This window comes from Agromyces cucurbitae (assembly GCF_058349945.1).
This window is the reverse complement of sequence record NZ_JBYRES010000001.1, coordinates 66,157-86,867: the sequence shown is the minus strand read 5'-3', so window position 1 is coordinate 86,867 and position 20,711 is coordinate 66,157. Positions and strand designations below refer to the sequence as shown.

General features: G+C 71.5%; 20 protein-coding genes. 9 read left to right on the top strand and 11 right to left on the bottom strand.

Going from position 1 to position 20,711, the window contains the following annotated elements:
• Window positions 1-196 precede the first annotated feature (196 nt).
• The 7 genes from AC3RJ6_RS00400 to AC3RJ6_RS00370 form a co-directional block, all read right to left on the bottom strand.
• Window positions 197-943 (bottom strand): ABC transporter ATP-binding protein, encoded by a 747-nt coding sequence (locus tag AC3RJ6_RS00400; protein ID WP_491424859.1) that lies wholly within the window; start codon window positions 941-943, stop codon window positions 197-199.
• A gap of 4 nt (window positions 944-947) precedes the next feature.
• Complete coding sequence (locus AC3RJ6_RS00395) at window positions 948-2,045, bottom strand: ABC transporter substrate-binding protein (RefSeq protein ID WP_491424858.1); 1,098 nt, start codon at window positions 2,043-2,045, stop codon at window positions 948-950.
• A gap of 13 nt (window positions 2,046-2,058) precedes the next feature.
• A complete protein-coding gene (locus AC3RJ6_RS00390; RefSeq protein ID WP_491424857.1) occupies window positions 2,059-3,405 on the bottom strand; it encodes a sulfate adenylyltransferase subunit 1 in 1,347 nt (448 codons plus the stop codon).
• Window positions 3,405-4,325, bottom strand: a complete 921-nt coding sequence (gene cysD, locus AC3RJ6_RS00385; protein WP_491424856.1) for a sulfate adenylyltransferase subunit CysD — start codon at window positions 4,323-4,325, stop codon at window positions 3,405-3,407. The genes AC3RJ6_RS00390 and cysD overlap by 1 nt, the downstream gene beginning before the upstream one ends.
• A complete protein-coding gene (locus AC3RJ6_RS00380) occupies window positions 4,322-5,161 on the bottom strand; it encodes a phosphoadenylyl-sulfate reductase (protein ID WP_491424855.1) in 840 nt (279 codons plus the stop codon). Before AC3RJ6_RS00380 ends, cysD begins: the two co-directional genes overlap by 4 nt.
• Window positions 5,158-6,900, bottom strand: coding sequence for a nitrite/sulfite reductase (locus tag AC3RJ6_RS00375; protein WP_491424854.1), 1,743 nt, complete (start codon window positions 6,898-6,900; stop codon window positions 5,158-5,160). Before AC3RJ6_RS00375 ends, AC3RJ6_RS00380 begins: the two co-directional genes overlap by 4 nt.
• 140 nt (window positions 6,901-7,040) lie before the next feature.
• On the bottom strand, window positions 7,041-7,430 hold the full coding sequence (locus AC3RJ6_RS00370) for a hypothetical protein (RefSeq protein ID WP_491424853.1): 390 nt from the start codon (window positions 7,428-7,430) through the stop codon (window positions 7,041-7,043).
• Between the two features lie 124 nt (window positions 7,431-7,554).
• On the opposite strand from AC3RJ6_RS00370, the gene AC3RJ6_RS00365 reads away from it, so the two are divergent.
• The 5 genes from AC3RJ6_RS00365 (at window position 7,555) to AC3RJ6_RS00345 (ending at window position 11,636) form a co-directional block, all read left to right on the top strand.
• Window positions 7,555-9,177, top strand: a complete 1,623-nt coding sequence (locus AC3RJ6_RS00365; protein ID WP_491424852.1) for a radical SAM protein — start codon at window positions 7,555-7,557, stop codon at window positions 9,175-9,177.
• Window positions 9,178-9,204: 27 nt separating this feature from the next.
• Window positions 9,205-9,561: a hypothetical protein gene (locus AC3RJ6_RS00360; RefSeq protein WP_491424851.1), complete on the top strand. Its 357-nt coding sequence runs from the start codon at window positions 9,205-9,207 to the stop codon at window positions 9,559-9,561.
• A gap of 3 nt (window positions 9,562-9,564) precedes the next feature.
• Window positions 9,565-10,371 (top strand): prolipoprotein diacylglyceryl transferase, encoded by an 807-nt coding sequence (locus AC3RJ6_RS00355; protein ID WP_491424850.1) that lies wholly within the window; start codon window positions 9,565-9,567, stop codon window positions 10,369-10,371.
• A complete protein-coding gene (locus tag AC3RJ6_RS00350) occupies window positions 10,355-10,999 on the top strand; it encodes a hypothetical protein (RefSeq protein WP_491424849.1) in 645 nt (214 codons plus the stop codon). The genes AC3RJ6_RS00355 and AC3RJ6_RS00350 overlap by 17 nt, the downstream gene beginning before the upstream one ends.
• A gap of 97 nt (window positions 11,000-11,096) precedes the next feature.
• Window positions 11,097-11,636, top strand: coding sequence for a hypothetical protein (locus AC3RJ6_RS00345; RefSeq protein ID WP_491424848.1), 540 nt, complete (start codon window positions 11,097-11,099; stop codon window positions 11,634-11,636).
• Window positions 11,637-11,842: 206 nt separating this feature from the next.
• Here AC3RJ6_RS00345 and AC3RJ6_RS00340 read toward each other — a convergent pair whose 3' ends face one another.
• The 3 genes from AC3RJ6_RS00340 to AC3RJ6_RS00330 all read right to left on the bottom strand — a co-directional run bounded on the left by AC3RJ6_RS00340 (window position 11,843) and on the right by AC3RJ6_RS00330 (window position 14,345).
• Entirely contained in the window at window positions 11,843-12,577 is a 735-nt protein-coding gene (locus AC3RJ6_RS00340; protein WP_491424847.1) for a sirohydrochlorin chelatase, read from the bottom strand.
• Between the two features lie 129 nt (window positions 12,578-12,706).
• Window positions 12,707-13,507, bottom strand: a complete 801-nt coding sequence (locus AC3RJ6_RS00335) for a PDC sensor domain-containing protein (protein ID WP_491424846.1) — start codon at window positions 13,505-13,507, stop codon at window positions 12,707-12,709.
• A 40-nt stretch (window positions 13,508-13,547) separates the two neighbouring features.
• Window positions 13,548-14,345, bottom strand: coding sequence for a FadR/GntR family transcriptional regulator (locus tag AC3RJ6_RS00330; RefSeq protein ID WP_491424845.1), 798 nt, complete (start codon window positions 14,343-14,345; stop codon window positions 13,548-13,550).
• Window positions 14,346-14,506: 161 nt separating this feature from the next.
• On the opposite strand from AC3RJ6_RS00330, the gene AC3RJ6_RS00325 reads away from it, so the two are divergent.
• From AC3RJ6_RS00325 to AC3RJ6_RS00310, 4 genes are all read left to right on the top strand, one after another.
• Window positions 14,507-15,601 carry an ABC transporter ATP-binding protein gene (locus AC3RJ6_RS00325; protein WP_491424843.1) on the top strand — a complete coding sequence of 365 codons (1,095 nt, stop codon included), beginning with the start codon at window positions 14,507-14,509 and terminating at the stop codon, window positions 15,599-15,601.
• A gap of 97 nt (window positions 15,602-15,698) precedes the next feature.
• A complete protein-coding gene (locus AC3RJ6_RS00320; RefSeq protein ID WP_491424842.1) occupies window positions 15,699-16,883 on the top strand; it encodes an ABC transporter substrate-binding protein in 1,185 nt (394 codons plus the stop codon).
• Window positions 16,883-17,785, top strand: coding sequence for an ABC transporter permease (locus AC3RJ6_RS00315; RefSeq protein ID WP_491424841.1), 903 nt, complete (start codon window positions 16,883-16,885; stop codon window positions 17,783-17,785). The genes AC3RJ6_RS00320 and AC3RJ6_RS00315 overlap by 1 nt, the downstream gene beginning before the upstream one ends.
• 8 nt (window positions 17,786-17,793) lie before the next feature.
• A complete protein-coding gene (locus tag AC3RJ6_RS00310) occupies window positions 17,794-18,594 on the top strand; it encodes an ABC transporter permease (RefSeq protein WP_491424840.1) in 801 nt (266 codons plus the stop codon).
• Between the two features lie 82 nt (window positions 18,595-18,676).
• On the opposite strand, the gene AC3RJ6_RS00305 is transcribed toward AC3RJ6_RS00310, so the two are convergent.
• The gene (locus AC3RJ6_RS00305; RefSeq protein WP_491424839.1) at window positions 18,677-20,581 is read right to left on the bottom strand and encodes a vWA domain-containing protein; all 1,905 of its coding nucleotides are present in this window, start codon (window positions 20,579-20,581) and stop codon (window positions 18,677-18,679) included.
• Between the last annotated feature and the right edge of the window lie 130 nt (window positions 20,582-20,711).

The window sequence follows — 20,711 nt, the reverse complement described above, 5'->3', positions numbered from 1 at the left end:
TGACGATCCACCCGTTGGCTGGGGAGCGCCCGGCGAAGTCGGACTTTCCGCCGGTTGAGGAGCGCCCGACGAAGGAGGACGCGTCTCGAAACCGGGTGAGCCGGTCTCGGGGCCTGCGGTCTCAGGGGTCGCGGTTTCGAGACGCTCGCTGCGCTCGCTCCTCAACCCGCTCTGGGACGGGGTCTCGATCGTGGTGTCATGCGGCATTGCGGGCGATCTCCTTCCGCAGGCGCTCGGTGATCTCGATCGAGACGGCCGAGACCTCGGGGCTCTCGATACGGCGCGGGCCCGAGGCATCCAACCGCCATTCGCCGGCCACGCGGCCGGGCCGGCTCGAGAGCAGCACGACGCGCTCGCCGAGGCGGGCGGCTTCGCGCACGTTGTGGGTGACGAACACGATCGTGCGGCCCGTCTCGCGCCAGACCCGCTCGAGCTCCTCATGGAGCAGGTCGCGGGTGATCGCGTCGAGGGCGGCGAACGGCTCGTCCATGAGCAGCACCTTGCGGTCCTGCGCGAGCGCGCGGGCGAGGGCGACGCGCTGCCGCATGCCGCCCGAGAGCTCGTGCGGCCGCTTCTCGGCCGCGTCGGCGAGATTGACGACGTCGAGCAGTTCGAGCGCCTTCGCACGGCGCTCGCCCCGCGGCACCCCGCGCAGCTTCAGTGCGAGCTCGACATTGCGGCGGGCGCTCAGCCACGGCATGAGCGCCGACTCCTGGAACATGACGGCCGCGCCGTCGGCGGGCACCTCGATGGTGCCCGTCGACGGGCGGTCGAGACCGGCGATGAGGTTGAGGAGCGTCGACTTGCCGCAGCCCGAGGCGCCGAGCAGGCAGACGAACTCGCCCTCCGCGACGTGCAGCGTCACGTCGTCGAGCACGAGCGGGGCGCGATCGCCGAAGCGCTTGCCGAGCCCGTCGATGCGGATGATCGTCTGCCTGCTCATGCGCTCACTCCGTGCCGAGGCCCGCGGCTGAGACCGGCTCCTCGCCGCGAGCCTCGAGCACGCGGTTCAGGATCGCCAGGTCGAAGAGACCGTCGATCGAGCCGTCCTTCGCGGTGCCGGCGGCGACGCCGTTCGCGAGCACCTCTTCGAAGGTGTCGGCGACCGGGTCGACCGTGAATCGCACGTGCTCGAGCGACCGGGCGAGCACCTCGTCGCCGAGCGGCTTGCCCGTGTCGGCCTCGAGCTGCGCGTTGATGTCCTCGGCGGCCTGGGCGGGCTCGTCCTCGATGAACTGCACGGCGTCGGCGTGGCCCTCGACGAGCGCCTCCACCGTGGTCGGGTGCTCCGCGAGGAACTGCTTGGAGACGAGCAGCACCGTCGTCGGGAAGTCGCCGTCGTCCCACAGGTCGGCCTCGTCGACGAGCACGTGCGCGCCGCCGTCGATGATGAGTCGCGACACCCACGGCTCGGGCAGCCACGCGCCGTCGAGCTCGCCCTGCTGGAAGAGCGTGAGCGTCTGCGAGTTCTCGGTCGGGGTGATGTGCACGTCGCCGCCGCCCTGGGTGTCGGTCGTGTACCCCTCGTCGGCAAGCCAGGTGCGCAGCGCGACGTCCTGGGTGTTGCCGAGCTGGGGGCTCGCGAGCGTCGTGCCCTGCAGGTCGGCCGGGTCGTCGATGCCGTCGGCGACGACGAGTGCTGCGCCGCCCGAGGCGACGCCCGACACGACGACGGCCGACTCGCCGCCGCTCTTGACGAAGGTGTTGATCGCCGGGTTCGGGCCGATGTAGGCCGCGTCGATCGCGCCGGCCGAGAGCGCCTCGACGGCGGCCGGGCCGGCGTTGAAGACCTCGGTCGAGAGCTTCGTGTCGCCGAGCGCGTCCTGCAGCAGCCCCTCCTGCAGGCCGACGAGGGCCGGCGCGTGGGTGACGTTCGCGAAGTACCCGAGGCGCAGCTCCTCGGCGGGCGTGCCGCCGAGGGCCTCGTCGGAGCCGGCCGGCGGTGCGCCCGCGGCCGAGGCGGCGCAACCGCTCAGCATCATGGCCGCCACTCCAAGAGCGGTGATCGTCAGGGTCGTGCGGATGGTGCGGGTGGTGCTGTTCACGGTTGTCGCCTCCTTACTGTTCGGTGATGCCGGCGGCCAGGGTGCGGCCGTCGGCGGGGTGGATGACGAGGAACGAGCCGGCGTGCCGGTTCGCCTCGTACCTCTCGAGGGGCAGCTCCGCGGCGATGCGGAGCGTGGCCCGGCCGATGTCGTTCACGTCGAGCGACTCGGCTGGCACGTGCGCGAGGGTGTCGAGGTCGCGCTTGGACTCGATCGAGGCGACGAGCCCCTGCACGGTCGACGTGCCGTGCTTCACGAGCACCCGGGTGCCGGGCACGAGCGCCCGCGGGTCGAGCTGGAAGAGCTCGGCCTCGATCTCGCGCCGCGGTGCGGGCAGGGTGCCCGCCGCCGCGATCACGGCGCCGCGGGCGGCGTCGACGTCGTCGGCGAGGCGCAGGGCCACCGACTGCGGCGCCACCGCCTCGGTGAGGGATGCTCCGGCCTGATCGATCGCGGTGACCGTCGTCTCGATGCCCGAGGGGAAGACCGTGACCCGGTCGCCGACCCGCACTCGGCCCGAGCCGATGCGACCGGCGAAGGCGCGGTAGTCGCGGTACTCCTCGGCCTGCTCGGCATCGGCGGCGAGCTCGGGCGAGAGACCGCCCTGCGGGCGCAGCACGAGCTGCACGGCGAGGCGGAACGGGTCGAACTCGGTGTCGAGCTCGTCCTGCGAGGGCAGCGACTCGAGCAGCTCGAGGAGGGCCGGACCCTCGTACCAGGGTGTGTTCGGCGACCGCTCGACGATGTTGTCGCCCTCGAGCGCCGAGACGGGGAGCACGTGCACCTCGCCGAGCCCGAGTTCGCCCGTGACGCGTCGCACGTCGGCGGCGACCTCGGCGAACGCCTGCTCGTCGTAGCCGAGCAGGTCGATCTTGTTGACCGCGACGATGACGTGCGGCACGCGCAGCAGCGCGACGACCGAGAGGTGACGGCGGGTCTGCTCGAGCACGCCCTTGCGGGCGTCGATGAGCACGACGACGGCGTCGGCGGTCGTCGCGCCCGTGACCATATTGCGCGTGTACTGCACGTGGCCGGGGCAGTCGGCGAGGATGAAGCTGCGCGCCCCCGTCGAGAAGTACCGGTACGCGACGTCGATCGTGATGCCCTGCTCGCGCTCGGCGCGAAGCCCGTCGGTGAGGAGGGCGAAGTCGAAGCCCGTGCCGGCGCCGAAGCCGCGTTCGGCCGACGTGCGGGCGACCGCCTCGAGCTGGTCGGCGAGGATCGCCTTCGAGTCGTGCAGCAGCCGGCCGACGAGGGTCGACTTGCCGTCGTCGACCGAGCCCGCGGTCGCGAAGCGGAACAACGTCGCCGGTTGAGTAGCGCCCGACGGAGTCGGACGCGTATCGAAACCAGTGCTCATCAGAAGTACCCGTCCTTCTTGCGGTCCTCCATGGCGGCCTCCGAGATGCGGTCGTCGGCCCGCGTCGCGCCGCGTTCGGTGAGCGTCGACTGCGCGACCTCCCGCACGACGGCCGACACGTCCGCCGCATCCGATTCGACGGCGCCCGTGCAGCTCATGTCGCCGACCGTGCGGTACCGCACGGTGCGCCGTTCGACGTGCTCGTCGGGCCGCGGCTGCGAGACCTCGCCGACCGCGCGCCACATGCCGTCGCGGCGGAACACCTCGCGCTCGTGCGCGTAGTAGAGCGGCGGCAGCTCGATGCCCTCGCGCTCGATGTAGCTCCACACGTCGAGCTCGGTCCAGTTCGAGATCGGGAAGGCGCGCACGTGCTGGCCGGGGGTGTGCCGGCCGTTGTAGAGGCTCCACAGCTCGGGGCGCTGGTTGCGCGGGTCCCACTGGCCGAACTCGTCGCGCAGCGAGATGATGCGCTCCTTGGCCCGGGCCTTGTCCTCGTCGCGGCGCGCGCCGCCGAAGACCGCGTCGTGCTTGCCCGCGGCGATCGCGTCGAGCAGCGGCTGCGTCTGCAGCGGATTGCGGGTGCCGTCGGCGCGCTCCTGCAGCCGGCCGTCGTCGAGGTAGTCCTGCACGAGGGCGACCTCGAGCCGGAGGCCGAGCCGCTCGACCGTGGCGTCGCGGAACGCGAGCACCTCGGGGAAGTTGTGCCCCGTGTCGACGTGCAGCACCGGGAACGGCACGCGGCCCGGCCAGAACGCCTTCGCGGCGAGGTGCAGCACGACGACCGAGTCCTTGCCGCCCGAGAAGAGCAGCACGGGGCGCTCGAACTCGGCGACGACCTCGCGGATGATGTGGATCGCCTCGGCCTCGAGCAGGTCGAGCGTGTCGAGCTTGGCCGCCGGGGCGGTCAGTACATCGGTCATAGGTGCAACCCGCATTCGGTCTTGTCGAGGCCGGCCCAGCGGCCGGACCGGGGGTCTTCGCCCGCGGCGACGGGCTTCGTGCACGGCTCGCAGCCGATCGAGGGGTAGCCCTCGGTGAGCAGCGGGTTCACCGTCACGCCGAACGCGCCGGCGTAGTCGATGAGGTCGTCGAAGCTCCACGCGGCGAGCGGGTTGACCTTCACGAGGCCGTTGCGCTCGTCCCAGGTGACGAGCGGCGTGTTCGTGCGGGTCGGCGCCTCGTCGCGGCGCACGCCCGTGAACCAGAGCTCGTAGCCCGAGAGCGCGTGCTGCAGCGGGGCCACCTTGCGCATCGCGCAGCACGACCCGGGGTCGCGGGCGAAGAGGTCCTTGCCGTACTTCGCGTCCTGCTCGGCGACCGTGAGCTCGGGCAGCACGTCGACGATGCGCACGTCGAGCTGTGCGGCCACCCGGTCGCGCGTCTCGATCGTCTTCGCGAAGTGGTAGCCCGTCTCGAGGAAGAGCACGTCGACGCCCGGCAGCGACTGCGCGACCACGTGAGGCAGCACGGCGTCGGCCATCGAGCAGGCGACGGCCGCGGCATCCACGTCGAACTCGCGCGCCACCCAGGCGACGACCTCGTAGGCGGATGCCTCGCCGTCGGCGAGGCTCCGGAGTTCGGCGTTCCCCGCCTCGGCGAGCGCGCGCAGCTCGTCGTGCGAGCGCTTCACCCCGCGGGTTGAGGAGCGAGCGCCAGCGAGCGTCTCGAAACCCGATTGCGCGGCGTCGCGGTTTCGAGACGCTCCTTCGTCGCTCCTCAACCCGCCCGTGGTGGAGCCGAGGTTGCGCGCGCTCATCGCAGTTCCTCCTCGTCGGCGCGGTGGGCCCACTCGGCGAACGTCTCGTCGGCGGCGGCATCCCGCTGCTCGATGAACCGCAGCACGACCTTCTCGACGTAGTCGGCGAGCCCGTCGGCGGTGACCTTGAGGCCGCGCACGGTGCGGCCGGTGCCGGCCTCCTCGCGCGTGGTCGACGCGAGCCCGCCGCCGAGGTGCACCTGGAAGCCGGGGGTCTGGCCGCCGTCGCCGTCGGGCAGCAGCTGCCCCTTCAGGCCGATGTCGGCGGTCTGGATGCGGGCGCACGAGTTCGGGCAGCCGTTGACGTGCAGGCTGATGGGGTGCGGCAGGTCGATGCCGGCGAGGCGCTCCTCGAGGGCGAGCACGGCGTCGGTCGCGGTCTGCTTCGTCTCGACGATCGCGAGCTTGCAGAACTCGATGCCCGTGCACGCGATCGTGCCGCGGCGGATGAGGCTCGGCCGGGCCTGCAGCCCGAGCTCGTCGAGCCCGGCGACCACCCGCTCGACGTGCTGCTCGTCGATGTCGAGCAGCACGATCTTCTGGTGCGGCGTCGTGCGCAGGCGGCCCGAGCCCACCTCGTCGAGCAGGTCGGCGAGGCGGGTGAGCACGGTGCCCGAGATGCGGCCCACGAAGGGGGTCGCGCCGATGTAGAAGCGGCCGTCCTTCTGGCGGTGCACGCCGACGTGGTCGCCCTGGGCGAGGGGCTTCGGGGCGGCGGGGCCGTCGGGCAGCGGCGTGGCGAGGTACTCGGTCTCGAGCACCTCGCGGAACTTCTCGGCGCCCCAGTCGGCGACGAGGTACTTGAGCCGGGCGCGGTTGCGCAGGCGCCGGTAGCCGTAGTCGCGGAAGATCGAGGTGACCCCGAGCCACACCTCGGCGACGCGCTCGGGCGCGACGAAGGCGCCGAGCCGCACGGCGAGGTGCGCATTGGTCGAGAGGCCGCCGCCGACCCAGAGGTCGTAGCCGATGCCGAGCTCGGGGTGGTCGACGGCGACGAACGCGACGTCGTTGATCTCGTGCACGACGTCCTGGCTGGGGTGGCCCGTGATCGCCGACTTGAACTTGCGCGGCAGGTTGGCGAGCTCGGGGTCGCCGATGTAGCGCTCCTGGATCTCGAAGATCTGCGGCGTCGGGTCGATGAGCTCGTCGGCGGCGATGCCCGCGACGGGCGAGCCGAGGATGACGCGGGGCACGTCGCCGCACGCCTCGGTGGTGCTCAGGCCGACCGACTCGAGGCGACGCCAGATCTCGGGCACGTCCTCGACGCGGATCCAGTGCAGTTGGATGTTCTGGCGGTCGGTCAGGTCGGCGGTGTCGCGCGCGAACTCGGTCGAGATCTCGCCGATCACGCGCAGCTGCCCGGTCGTGAGCTGGCCGCCGTCGATGCGCACCCGCAGCATGAAGAACTCGTCCTCGAGCTCGTGCGGCTCGAGGGTCGCGGTCTTGCCGCCGTCGATGCCGGGCTTGCGCTGCGTGTACAGCCCCCACCAGCGGAAGCGGCCGTGCAGGTCGGTGCCGTCGATGCTCTGGAACCCTCCGGCCGCATAGATCGTCTCGATGCGCTCGCGCACCGCGAGGCCGCCGTCCTCCTGCTTCCACTGCTCGTTGGCGTTCAGGGGCTCGGTGCCGTCGACCTTCCACTGGCCGTTGGGGCGGTTGGCGCCGGGGCGGGCGGGTCGGCCCTCGGGGCGCGCCGGGCGCTCCGGCCGTGCCGGTCGCACCGTCTCGCTCAACGTCACGAGGGCCTCCTGAGGGTCGAATTTCACGGCGGATGCCCCGCCGATGAGCCGACGCTAGGCGAGGCATCCTCGGGCGGCACCTTCGTGACGGAGGCCCCCGTCACGTTCTGTCACGACCCGTCGCACAGCGCCGCATTGCGTCACATGCTTGACATGCGAGGCCCGAACCAGCTCCAGAGCAGCGGCGCGGTGGAGACCAGGAGGATCGCGAAGAGCGTCTGGTTCACGACCCCGAACAGCGGGATGCCGAACGTTGCGAACACGGTCCAGTTCACCGCGATGTCGAGCACGATCACGACGAGCGCGAGCACGATACCGGCGCGGCGGCGCAGCGCGAGCAGCACGACCGTGATCGGGTCGAGCAGGGTCAGCGACATCCAGAAGACCCGTGCCGGGAGCGGGAAGCCGGCGTAGGCGTCTGCGCCGCCGACGACCAGGTCGATGACGTGCGTCGTCGTGCCGATGAGGAACCCCGCGATCCAGACGACGAGGATCACGGTGCGGGCGGTGTCGGAACGATTCCGGGCCACTCGCCCAGCATACGGAGCGGTGCGTGCGGGCCCGTTTCGAGACGGGCGCTGCGCACCCTCCGGGTCTCGATACGCTCCTGCGTCGCTACTCGACCGGCCGGTTACCGCCCGCTATCGTGAGCGCATGCCGACCACCGCTGGGACCGGGATGCCGCTGCGGGACTACCGCGTGCATCGCTACGTGAACGCGTTCTGCCCGCGGTGCCACGAGGAAGATCCCGAGCGTCCGCTCGCCGAGGTCGCCCGGCTCTCGGGGTGGCTCGCGATCCGCGACGACCGGGTGTGGCTCGAGCGCGGCTGCCCGACGCACGGGCTCATCTCGACCATGTACGACGAGTCGCCCGAGATCCTGCAGTACCTCGAGCAGTGGACCGCCCCGACGAAGGTGCACACGCCCGACCTCGCCGGCAACTTCAAGCCGGTCCCGTCGGCCTACGAAGACGGTCTGCCCGAGATGCAGACGCAGCACACGTGCATCCTGCTCGAAGACCTCACCGACCACTGCAACCTGCGCTGCCCGACGTGCTTCGCCGAGTCGGGCCCCGCGGCGACCGCGGTCGCGCCGCTCGCCGAGGTGCTCGCCTCGGTCGACGCGAAGCTCGCGCGCGAGAACGACCGCATCGACGTGCTCATGCTCTCGGGCGGAGAGCCCACGCTCTACCCGTGGCTCGAGCAGCTGCTCGACCATCTCGTCGCGCGGCCGGTCGTGCGCATCCTGCTCAATTCGAACGGCCTGCGCATCGCGCAGGACGACGCCCTCGTCGAGACCCTTAAGAAGCACCGGGAGCGCGTCGAGGTGTACCTCCAGTTCGACGGCGAGAGCGCCGAGGCGTCGGCCTACCACCGCGGTGCCGACATCCGTCGCTTCAAGGACCGCGCGCTCGAGCGCCTCTCGGAGGCGGGCGTCTTCACGACCCTCACGATGACGGCGGCGCTCGGCGTCAACGACGGCGAGATCGGGGCGGTGATCCGCCGCGCGATGACCACGCCGTACGTCGGCGGCGTGACCATCCAGCCCGTGTTCGGCTCGGGCCGCTCGGCCGGCATCGACCCGAACGACCGGCTCACGCACACGGGCGTGCTCGCGCGGCTCGAGGCGCAGACCGACGGCGAGGTCACCTGGCGCGACCTCACGGCGCTGCCGTGCAGCCATCCGCACTGCTGCTCGGTCGGCTACCTGCTGAAAGACGACTCGGGCACCTGGAACTCGCTCACCTCGCTCGTCGGCCACGACCGCCTCAAGGAGTTCCTCGACCTGAACCCTGACCTCATCGCGAACCGCATCGCCGACAGCAACATCAACCAGGCGCTGAAAGACAGCGTGAAGCAGTCGCTGCTCGACCTGCTGAGCGAGCAGTCGTCGCTCTCGCATCCGTCGATCGGCTCGTTGTGGAAGGACATCTGCACGGGCTGCGACCTCGGCATCGGCACGCTCACGCAGCTCGCGAGCTCGGCGCTGCCGGGGCAGCACAAGCGGCTGCGGCGGTTCCTCGGCGAGCGGGTCAAGCGCATCACGGTGAAGCCCTTCATGGACATCAACACGATGATCGAAGAGCGGCTCACGCAGTGCTGCGTGCACGTCGCGACGGTCAACGCCGAGACCTCGGCCCACCAGTGCGCGCCGTTCTGCGCGGTGCAGGCGTGGGCGCCGCTCGGGCGCACGAGGATCTCGACGGCGACGGGTTCGGCCGCGGCATCCTCGTCGGCAGCGGGCGGCCGGCGGCAGCTGCCGGTCACGGTCGCGTGAGCTGATGGGCCGAAGGGGGGAGCGGGCATGACGAGCGAGGGCGGCGAGTTCGGCACCTGGGATGCCTCGGGGCTGAACCGCTTCGACGAGACCGTCGGTGCGCCTCCGGCCCCGGCCCCGTACGACCCGCTGCGCCTGTGCGTCTTCACGACGATCGCGCTCATCACGTGCGTGCTCGGCCCGATCTCGCTCGCGGTGTTCGCGGGCATCGCGATCGCCGGCTACGCGAAGGCGCGCCGGGCGGGCCTGCTGCGTTCGAAGTGCAAGCTCGGCGACACCCGCAACGTGCTCGCCTACCTCATCGTGGTCGAGGTGCTCGCGCTCGTCGCCGTGCCGTTCTGGGTGCTGCTCTGGGCCAATGCGCTCGCGGGGATCGGGGCCTGACCCGTGTATCCGACGCTGCCCGATCTCTTCGGCTGGGGCCCGCCGATCGACACCCATTCGTTCTTCGTGTCGCTCGCGATGCTCGCGGCCGGCCTCGTCTTCGTCGTCGAGTCGCGCCGCCGCGGCCAGACCGACGCACGGGTGGCGGCGCTCGTGCTCGGCGCGCTCGCCGGGGCGGCGATCTTCTCGCGCCTCGGCACCTGGGTGCGGCATCTCGACCCCTCGCAGAACCTCGACCTCGTCACGCAACTCACGCAGGGCAACGCCTCGGTGCTGAGCGCCCTCGTCGGCGCGTGGCTCGGCGTGCACGTCGCGAAGCGGCTGGTGAAGTACCCGCTGCGCACGGGCGACCTGTTCGCGCCCGCGGTCGCGCTCGCCATGGCGATCGGCCGGTTCGGATGCCTCTTCACCGAGCTGCCCGGAACGCCGACGGGTGCCGACTGGGGCATCGTGCTCGACGAGGCGGCCGCCGCCCGGGTCGGCGGACCGGCCGGGGTGCCGCTGCACCCGAGCTTCGTGTACGAGATCGTCTTCCAGGCGGTCGCGTTCATCGCGCTGTGGTTCTGGCTGCGGCACCGGCCCATCGCGGCCGGCGAGACGCTCACGATCTACATCGCGGCCTACGCGATCTTCCGCTTCTTCGTCGAGTTCGTGCGCGGCAACGAGGTCGCGTGGATGGGGCTCACCCGTCCGCAGATGTTCCTGCTGGTCACGATTCCACTCCTGCTGGCCCGCCTCGCCTGGAAGGCGTCGCGCGGTCGGCTCACCGCGAACCGAGAGAGGATGGCCGTCAATGGTGCCGGATCCTGAAGAGCCCACGCCCGACGAGCCCACGCCGGCCGAGCCCGCCGCCACGCCGGCGGAGCCCACGCCCACCGGGCCCGCACCGGGGGAGCCGGAACCGGGGGCGGTCGCGCCGGGAGAGCCCGCGCCGCCGTTCGCATCACCCGGGCCCGGCGCGGACGAGCCGGCGTCGTCGGCGGCCGAGGAGCCGTCGGCCGAGGCATCCACGCCGCCGCCCGGGCTGCCGGCATACGGCCCGCCGCCACCGGTCGCGAAGCCGGGATGGGCAGCCGAGCCGCCGGCGTACGGTGCGCCGGGCGCCGCCTCGACGCCCGGGTCGGCACCGTACGACCCCGCGGCCCCGTCGCCCCGCACCGGCCTCAGCATGGGCGCGGGAATCGGCATCGGGGTCGGCATCGGCTGCGGCGCGCACGTGATCGCGATCGTGCTCATGCTCGCGACGATCTTCACCGTCGCGAGCACCAGCGGACCGTCGGTGATCGGCATCGTCTGGCCGTTCGTGCTCGTCGCGCTCGCCGCGATCGTGATGCTGTTCTTCAGGAAGACGCGCGGCATCGCGATCGGCATGCTCATCGTGGCGGCGGCCGCGTGGATCGTCGTGCTCGGACCGTGCCTCGGCATGGCGTTTGTCTGAACCGTCGACGACCCGCACCGGGTGGTGTAGCGTGCGGCTACGCCCTGCCCGAACGCCCTGCCGTTCCGCCCGCCGACGACGCCCGAGACGAGACGCCATGCACCCGAACGACTTCGCATCACCCGACGCCGACATCCGATCGAGCGGCCGCCCTCAGCGCGCGCGGGCCCGCCGCGCGGCGCTGCCCGCCGTGCTGCTCGCCGCCGCCGCGTTCGCGCTGACCGCGTGCACGCCGGCCGCGAGCGACCATCAGGAGGCGCACCCCGCGCCGGCCACGACGCCGGCCGCCGAGGTCGACCCGGGCCTGCTCGTCGAGGCCGACACCGCACACCTCTGCGGCCAGGCGAGCGCCCTCGAGGGCATCCGGTTCCGCTCCGACTGGCAGCACGAGCAGGGTGCGATCGACGACGTCGAGTACGCGTCGAGGCTCGCCTCGCTCGACGACGCCTGGACGCAGTTCATCGCCGGCGACGCCGAGGTCGCCCCCGCGATCAAGTCCGTGCAGCGCGCGGTCGCCGAGGGCGGTGCCGGACCCGAGAACGCCGAGTTCGCGTCGGCGTTCGAGAATCTCGCGGTGGCCTGCACCGAGGCCGGTTCCGTGATCGAGGTCGCGGCGCTGCCCGGGCAGGGCGGCTGAGCGGTCGGTGCGCGCCGACGATCTCGGCGCTCGCCGTGCTCGCCTCCGGCGCCCTCCCGCGCCTCGTCCAGAGTGCAGTACCCGCCCTCGCAGTGGGCGACGAGTGCACGCTCGGCGATGGGTGCGGCGGTCGCCGGACCCGTCGAGACAGCCCAGAGTGCAGTACCCGCCCTCGCAGTGGGCGACCAGTGCACGCTCGAACGCGCCTAGCGTGCAGTGCGTGCAGCGTCGTAGCGATCGAGCACGATGCCGACGAGCTCGGCCGGCGGCGGGGCATCGGCCACGAGCAGGGGCTCGGTGACGACGTCGGCGCCGGCTGACTCGGCGAGGTCCTGGAAGTACCCGGGCGCGAGCAGGTAGCTCGCGACGACGACGCGCGAGCCCGGGGCATCCGCCCTCGCCTGCGCGATCGCCTCGGGGAGCAGGGGCGCCGCCGCCGACAGGAACCCGAGTCGGACGCCGCGTCCCGTCGCCGTTTCGAGGCGGGCGCGCATGTCGTGGCAGTCGCGCACGGCGCGCGCGTCGCTCGAGCCCGCGACCGAGAGCACGACCGTGTCGTCGTCGCGCACGCCCGCCTCGTGGAGCCGCCGCGCGAGCACCGTCGCGAGCCGGTCGTCGGGTCCGAGCGCACCGGCCAGCGCGACGCGCCGTTCGGCGGTCGCCTCGACGGCCTCGGTCAGGTCGACGTGCACGTGGTACCCGGCCGACAGCAGGAGCGGCACGACGACCGCCGGCTCGCCCGGTTCGAGCGATGCGAGCGTCGCGGGCACGTCGGGCTGCTCGACGTCGACGTGTCCGAGGCGGGTCGACGCCGCGGCATCCGGATGCCGCGTGCCGAGCGCCGTCGTGACCGCATCGTGCAGCGCGCGCACCGCCCGTCGGCCCTCGGGCGACGAGGTGCCGTGCGAGATGCCGACCAGTGCGGGAACGGGCGCCGTCATCGTGACATCGTCGCAGAGGGTCGTTGCATCGGTGTTTCGTATTGCGCCGTGCGACCGGAAGCGGGCGGGGCGCCGGCCTCGGCGGGTCGGGAGGGATTCCTACATTCGTGCGGTCGCAGTCACCGTCGCCTACCCCTCGAGCACGAGCGCGAGCGAGGTGTCGCCGCACGGCACGACGATCGCGCCGCCGGGCAGCTCGGTCGACGAGGATGCCGCGTCCGAGGCATCCGCACCGCCCTCGCGCTCGCGCAGCGGGGCCAGTGCGTCGGCGAGGCCGTCGAGGCGCAGCAGTGCCCCCGTCGCACGGCGCGCGTCGGTGGAGGTGACGATGCGTCCCGACGCGTTCACGAGGGTGCACGGATGCCCCGACTCGCGCAGCACGGGCAGGAGCTCGCGCTCGAGGCTCGCCACGTACAGGTCGGTGCCGACGAGGCCCACCATCGCACCGCCGACCTCGACGGGCACCGTGATCGTGACGGTGTAGTCGTCGGTGCACAGGTAGTCGACGTACGGGCCGGTCAGGTGCCGGGCGCCGGTGCGGGCGGGCACGCGCCACCACTCGAGGCCGGTGTAGTCGCGGAACTGCTCGGAATCGGGGTCGCTCACCGCGTCGAGCCGCCGCAGGCCGGCGCCCGAGCCGAAGGTGTTCGCGCCGCTCAGCCACCACTCGAGGTGCCACGGGGCGTCGGCGAGGTAGCCGGGCGCGGCGACGAAGCCCGCGCCCGTGATGAGGCTGCCGGGGCGTTCGAGCGCGTCGCCGACGAGCTCGGCGACGACGGGGTCGAATGCGGCGGCACTCGGTGCGGGCAGGGTGGCGAGGCTCGCCTCGAGGCGGGCCCGCCAGTCGTCGATCATCGCGAAGACGGGGTCGATGGTCGAGGCGATGCGCTCCGCGATGCGGAGGGCGGCGACGTCGACGGTGACGGTCATGGCCTCGGTCCTTTCTGTGGGGGATGGGGTCTCGGTGCGCCTACTCGATCCGGCGCTCGACCACGGTGGTCGGCTCGGCCAACGGCCGGGGGGATGCCTCGAGGCGGGCCTTCTCGTCGATGAGCCATTCGACGGCCGAGGCGATGTGGTCGGTCGTCGCACGGCGGGCCTCGGCGGGATCGACCGCGCGGATCGCCTCGATCACCTCGAGGCGCGCCTGCCTGCTGCGGTCACGATACGCCTGTTCGCGCATGCACAGCCAGAGCAGCGGGCCGGCCTCCGCCTGCAGCCGCAGCTCTTCGTGCACGAGCCGGGGCGACTGGCTGACCGCGGCGATCTCGAGCTGGAACCGCCCGATCGCCCGGCGCGCACCGCCCGCGCTCGTGAGGTCGGCGCGCGCGTCGATGTCGGCGAGGCTCGCGAGGTCGTCGTCGCTCGCGCGGTCGGCGGCGACCTCGGCCGCCATGCCGGCGATCGCCGCATAATGCAGCGACAGGTCGCGCAGCTCGATGCGGCTGAGCGCCCGCACCCGCGAGTCGAGCATGCGGGCGGCGGCGTCGCGGTCGTGCGTGACGAAGCTGCCGCCGTCGCGGCCGCGACGGGTGAGCACGAGGCCCTTGTCGCGCAGGGCGACGAGCGCCTCGCGCGCGGTCACGACGGCGACGCCGAGGCGCTTCGCGAGCTCGGACTCGCTCGGCAGCCGCTCGCCGTCGCGCAGCACGCCCGCCACGATCGCGTCGGTGAGGCGCTGCTCGACGAGCTCGGCACGGCCGGCGCCGTCGAGCGGAGAGAAGACGACCGCGTGCGTGGCGTCGGCGCGGCCGGTGGCCTGGGGCATCCGACCCTCCCGTTCGCCGTCGACCAGATCTGTGACACGACCGTAACACGAGGGGGTGGACATTTACATCTGGAGTCATATGATTTGATACCGACGAACATCTGGTTCCAGATGTTTGCTCGCGACAGCATCGAACGACCGTGTTCATCGAAGGAGATGGCATGACTGCAGCACAGCCGGCGATCCGGCTCACCGGCCTCACGAAGGAGTTCGGCGCCGTCACCGCGGTCGATCACATCGACCTCGAGATCGCCGCCGGCGAGTTCTTCTCGATGCTCGGCCCCTCGGGCTCGGGCAAGACCACGGTGCTGCGGCTCATCGCCGGGTTCGAGCAGCCCACCGGCGGCAGCATCGAGCTCTTCGGCGAAGAGGTGACGAAGCGCGCCCCGTTCGACCGCGACGTGAACACGGTGTTCCAGGACTACGCGCTCTTCCCGCATATGAGCGTGCTCGACAACGTCGCCTACGGGCTGCGCGTGCGCGGCCTCGGCAAGAAGGAGCGCAACGAGCGCGCCCGCCGCGCGCTCGCGAGCGTGCGGCTCGAGCAGATGGCCGACCGCAAGCCGTCGCAGCTCTCGGGCGGGCAGCGGCAGCGCGTCGCCCTCGCCCGCGCGACCGTCGTCGAGCCGAAGGTGCTGCTGCTCGACGAGCCGCTCGGCGCCCTCGACCTCAAGCTCCGCGAGCAGATGCAGGTCGAGCTCAAGCAGATCCAGCGCGAGCTCGGCATCACCTTCATCTTCGTGACGCACGACCAGGAGGAGGCCCTGACCCTCTCCGACCGGATCGCCGTGTTCAACGCCGGCCGCATCGAACAGCTCGGCACCCCGGCCGAGCTCTACGAGCAGCCCGTCTCGCGTTTCGTCGCCGACTTCGTCGGCACGTCGAACCTCTTCGGGCCCGAGCACTCGCTCGCGCTGCTCGAACGGGAGGGGCACCACTCGCTGCGGCCCGAGAAGATGACCGTCTCGGCCGACGGCCAGACCGGCGAGGGCGTGCGCAACGCCGCCGGCACAGTCGTCGAGGCGATCTACCTCGGCAGCGGCGTGCGGCTCGTCGTCGACCTCGACGCCGGTCCGCGCGTGAGCGTGCTCGAGCAGAACGTGCGCGGCCGCATGCACGACGACGAGCACGGCGACCGCGTCGTCGTCTCGTGGCACGACGACGACGTCGTCTCCGTCGACGGCGCCGCGATCGGCCCGCAGAACCCGACACCGACCGCCGCGGTCGGCTCGGTCTATCCGGGGATCTCGGGCTGAGGCATCCGTGGTCTCGATACGGCGCTTCGCGCCGAATCGACCGACGGAGCAGAACCGACCGGCACGAACGAACCACCAAGAGAAACAGGAGAGAACCATGATGCGGATGCGGAACGCGCGACGAGGCGCGACCGTCGGACTCGCGCTCGCCTCGGTCGCACTGCTGACCGCCTGCGGCACGTCGGGCGGCGGCGGGGGCGGCGGCGACAACGAGGCCGCGACCGAGCTCGGCGAGACCGAGGGCCAGATCTCGATCCTCGCGTGGCCCGGCTACGTCGAGGACGGCTCGAACGACCCGGCCGTCGACTGGGTCACCCCCTTCGAGGAGCAGACGGGCTGCATGGTCACCACGAAGACCTTCGGCACGAGCGACGAGGCGCTCAACCTCATGAAGACGGGCGACTACGACGTCGTCTCGGCCTCGGGCGACGCCTCGCTGCGACTCGTCGCGGGCGGCGACGTCGCGCCGGTGAACACCGACCTGCTCGAGAACTACGACGGCATCTACGACTTCCTCAAGGACCAGGCGTGGAACACCGTCGACGGCGTCAACTACGGCGTGCCCCACGGGTACGGTGCGAACCTGCTCATGTACAACACCGACGTCATCACCGAGGAGCCCACCTCGTGGGACGTGGTGTTCGACAAGTCGGGCGACTACGCCGGCAAGGTGACCGCCTACGACTCGCCGATCTACATCGCCGACGCGGCGCTCTACCTCATGAAGCACCAGCCCGACCTCGGCATCGAGAACCCGTACGCCCTCGACGAGGAGCAGCTCGCCGCCGCCGTCGACCTGCTGAAGCAGCAGCGCGAGAACATCGGCGAGTACTGGAGCGACTACCTCAAGGAGGTGCAGTCGTTCCAGACCGGCGACACCGTCGTCGGCACGAGCTGGCAGGTCATCCAGAACGTGCTCGAGGGCGAAGGCGGCAAGACCGCCGTCACGCTCCCCGCGGAGGAGGGTGCGACCGGCTGGTCGGACACCTGGATGATCTCGTCGCAGGCGAAGAACCCGAACTGCGCGTACGCGTGGCTCGACTACATCTCGAGCCCCGAGGCGAATGCGGCGGCGACGTCGTACTTCGGTGAGGCGCCGTCGAGCGACGCGGCCTGCGAGTTCCGCGAGGACTGCGAGGCGTACCACGCCGGCGACGCCGACTACGCGTCGCAGATCTGGTACTGGACCACCCCGATCGAGGACTGCGTCGACGGTCGCACCGACGTGAAGTGCACCGACTACGCCGCCTGGACCTCGGCCTGGCAGGAGATCAAGGGCTGATGACGGCCACCCGTGCGGTGCCCGCCCCGCGTCGCAGTGCGGCGCGGGCGGGCTCCGCCTTCCTCAGCGCGCACCCCCGTGCGCGGCTCGCGCTGCTGCTGAGTGCGCCCCTGTTCTGGCTCGGCGTCGTCTACATCGTCGCCCTCGTGCTGCTGCTCGTCACGGCCTTCTGGTCGGTCGACAGCTTCACGGGCGAGATCACGACCGAGTTCACGCTCGACAACATCATCGAGGTCGTGACCGGTTCGCTGTACCAGACGGTCACGCTGCGCACGATCGGCGTCGCGCTCGCCGTCACCGTGATCGACGTCGCCCTCGCCCTGCCGATCGCGTTCTTCATGGCCAAGGTGGCGACGCCGCGCATGCAGCGGGTGCTGCTCATCATGGTGCTCACCCCGCTCTGGGCGTCGTACCTCGTGAAGGCGTACGCGTGGCGGTCGGTGCTCTCGCAGGACGGCATCCTCGAGTGGCTCGTCGCCCCGTTCGGCGGCAGCACCCCCGGCTACGGCCTGCCCGCGACGATCATCACGCTGAGCTACCTCTGGCTGCCGTACGTGATCCTGCCGATCTACGCGGGGCTCGAGCGCGTGCCCGACTCGCTGCTCGAGGCGTCGGGTGACCTCGGCGGCAAGACGTGGTCGACGCTGCGGCTCGTCGTGCTTCCGCTCGCGCTGCCCGCCATCATCGCCGGAACGATCTTCAGCTTCTCGCTCTCGCTCGGCGACTACATCACCGTCAACATCGTGGGCGGCACGAGCCAGATGCTCGGAAACCTCGTCTACACGAACGTCGGCGCCGCGAACAACCTGCCGCTCGCCGCGGCGATCGCGCTCATCCCGATCGTGATCATCTTCGGCTACCTCTTCCTCGTGCGCCGCACCGGCGCGCTCGACAACCTCTAGGGGCTCGGATGCGTCTGTCTCGTCTGTCTCGGACGGTGCTCGGTGTCGTCACCGGGCTGATCCTGCTCGTCGTCTACGTGCCGCTCTTCGTCGTGCTCGTGAACTCGTTCTCAACCTCGACGTCGCTCACCTGGCCGCCGCCCGGGTTCACGCTCGAGTGGTGGGGCAAGGCGTTCCAGAGCGAGGGCGCGCTCGAGGCGGTCGGCACGAGCGTCGCCATCGCGCTCGTCGCGACGGCCGTGTCGCTCCTGCTCGGCACGCTCATCTCGCTCGCGCTGCAGCGCTTCTCGTTCTTCGGGCGCGAGGCGATCAGCCTGCTCGTGATCCTGCCGATCGCCCTGCCCGGCATCATCACCGGTATCGCGCTCAACAATTTCTTCCGCACGATCATGGGGGTGCCGCTCTCGATCTGGACGGTCGTGATCGCCCATGCCACGTTCTGCATCGTGACGGTGTTCAATAACGTGATCGCGCGGCTGCGCCGCCTCGGCACGAACCTCGAGGAGGCGTCGGCCGACCTCGGCGCCGGCATCTGGACGACGTTCCGGCTCGTCACCTTCCCGCAGCTGCGCTCGGCGCTGCTCGCGGGCGGCCTGCTCGCCTTCGCACTGAGTTTCGACGAGATCATCGTGACCACGTTCACGGCCGGCTCGGGCGTGACGACGCTGCCGATCTTCATCCTCAACAACATGTTCCGCCCGGCCCAGGCCCCGATCGTGTCGGTCATCGCGGTCGTGCTCGTCGTCGTGTCGATCATCCCGATCTACATCGCCCAGCGGCTCTCGGGCGCGGAGGAACGCCGGCGCTGAGGCATCCCGGTGCTCCCGATCGCGGGCAGGGCACGAGCGGGATGCCTCGGGGCCGACGCCGGCCCCGAGGCATCCGCGCCGATCAGAAGCTCGTGACGAGGTCGCCCAGCACGTCGGTGACCTTGGTGGGGTCGGTGGCGTCGTAGAAGTGCGCGCCCGTCGCGGTCGAGATCTCCTGCAGGGTCTTCACGTCGGCGTCGGCGCCGTAGGCGAGCGTGAAGACGAGCACCGGGGACTCGTGGTGCAGGTGCTCGAGGGTCTCGAGCATCTGCTTCTTCGTCGTCGACGGCCCGAGCGTCTCGTTCTTGCCGTCGCTCAGCAGCACGATCGCGTTGATGCGCTCGGGGTCCCAGGCCTCGCCCTGCTCCTTCGCGAAGGTGTCGACCGCGGCGTAGAGGGGCGTGAACTCGATCGGCTTGAGCGCGCCGAGCGCGTCGAGGAACTTGGCGCGCTCGGTGCGGGCGTCGGCGACGGGGTTCACGAGACCCGGCGTGATCGGTCCGTCGTCGACGGCGCTGAACGCGGCCAGGCCGACGTTGTCGCCCGCGGTGAAGTGGCCGAGCGCCTTCTCGATCGCCTCCTTCGCCGCCGCGAGCTTGGTCTCGCCGGTCGCGATCTTCTCGCTCATCGAGCCCGAGACGTCGAGCAGGAACAGCACCTCGGCGCGCTTGCGCACGTCGGGGAACGCGCTGTCGATCGCCGCGATCACCTCGCGGCCGGGGAAGGCGAGCGCACCCGACGGCGACTCGGGCAGGCGTCCCACCTCGCTGACCACCGGGTCGAGCTCGCCGTTGAGGTCGTGGTACCCGGCGGCCCGCACGATCTGCTGCCCCTCCTCGGTGCCCGCGAACCGCAGCAGATCGGCCGCGGCGGCCGCCTCGGCGTCGTCGACCCAGGGGCCCGTCAGCACGGTGAAGGGGTTGTCGGCGAGGTAGTAGCCGTCGCTCGGGTAGATCGGCACGAGCTGCTCCTCGGGCGGGGTCGACTCGGTGCGGGTGACCCCGTCACGGCTCGTGATGCCGCGGTTGTAGTCCCACACCGATTTCTCGTCGACGATCACCGCGGAGAGGAAGTCGGCGACCGAACCCTTCTCCTCCGACTGGCGCGCGTGCCACAGGAAGTGCTCGGGGGTCGCCATGTAGTGGCTCGTCGCGAGCTCGTCCTCGCGCACCTGCTTCACGACCGTAGGGTTGTGGATCTCGGTCACGGTCAGGTCGGCGACCGACCCCGCCTCCGAGCCGAACTCGGTCAGCATCGCGGCCTGGCCCGAGCTCGCGATGAGCGGGCTCGTCTTGCCGAGCTTGAACGAGCCCCACTCGGGGTGGTCGAGATCGCTCCACGTGTTCTCGTCGCCGGCGGCGTCCCAGATGTCGGTCCACGTCGGGCGGGAGTCGTTCCAGCCGATGGCGTCGGCGAGCTGCTCGGGCATCGCGAGCACGATCGCCGACGAGCCGACGCTCGTGCCCTCGGCGGGCACGTTCGCCGCGCCGCCCGAGTCCTGCGCGACCGAGAGCCACGAGCTCGCGTCGGGCAGCCACACGGTCGGCTTGTCGTCGGCGGCGAGATCGGGGAAGCCCGCGGCGGCATCGGTCGCCGAGATGCCCGACTTGTCCTTCGTGGCGACGGCCTCGACGCAGCGGCCGTCGACGCTGCGCGGCTGTGCGTTGTAGCCGTCGACGAGCTGCGCGACCATCTCGGCGTTCTCGAACGACGAGAGCACCGCGAGCTCGATGCAGGGCTCGTCGCCGGCGGCTTCGGCGGGTTCGTCGGCGGGGAAGACGATGGGTTCGGCCGGTGCGTCCGATGCGGCGCCGGGCGCCGGGTCGTCGGACGGGGCCTGCGCGGTCAGCAGGAGCGCGGTCGCGACTCCGCCGCCCACGAGCAGCAGTACGAGCGCCCCGCCCGCGACCATCCAGACGCGTCGCTGGCGTCGCTTGCGCTGCTGCCGCTGCGATCGGTCGCGGCGGGGTGCGCCGTCGCCGCTCATGGCCGTCGTCCGTGCGCGACGGAGCGGCGCACCGGGGCGGTGCGCCAAGCGTCGTGGGGGTCGGTCTTCGAATCGCAGGTGACGAATGCGTCGGGCATCATGCGTCCTGGGGCTGGGTCGGGGGGGGTCA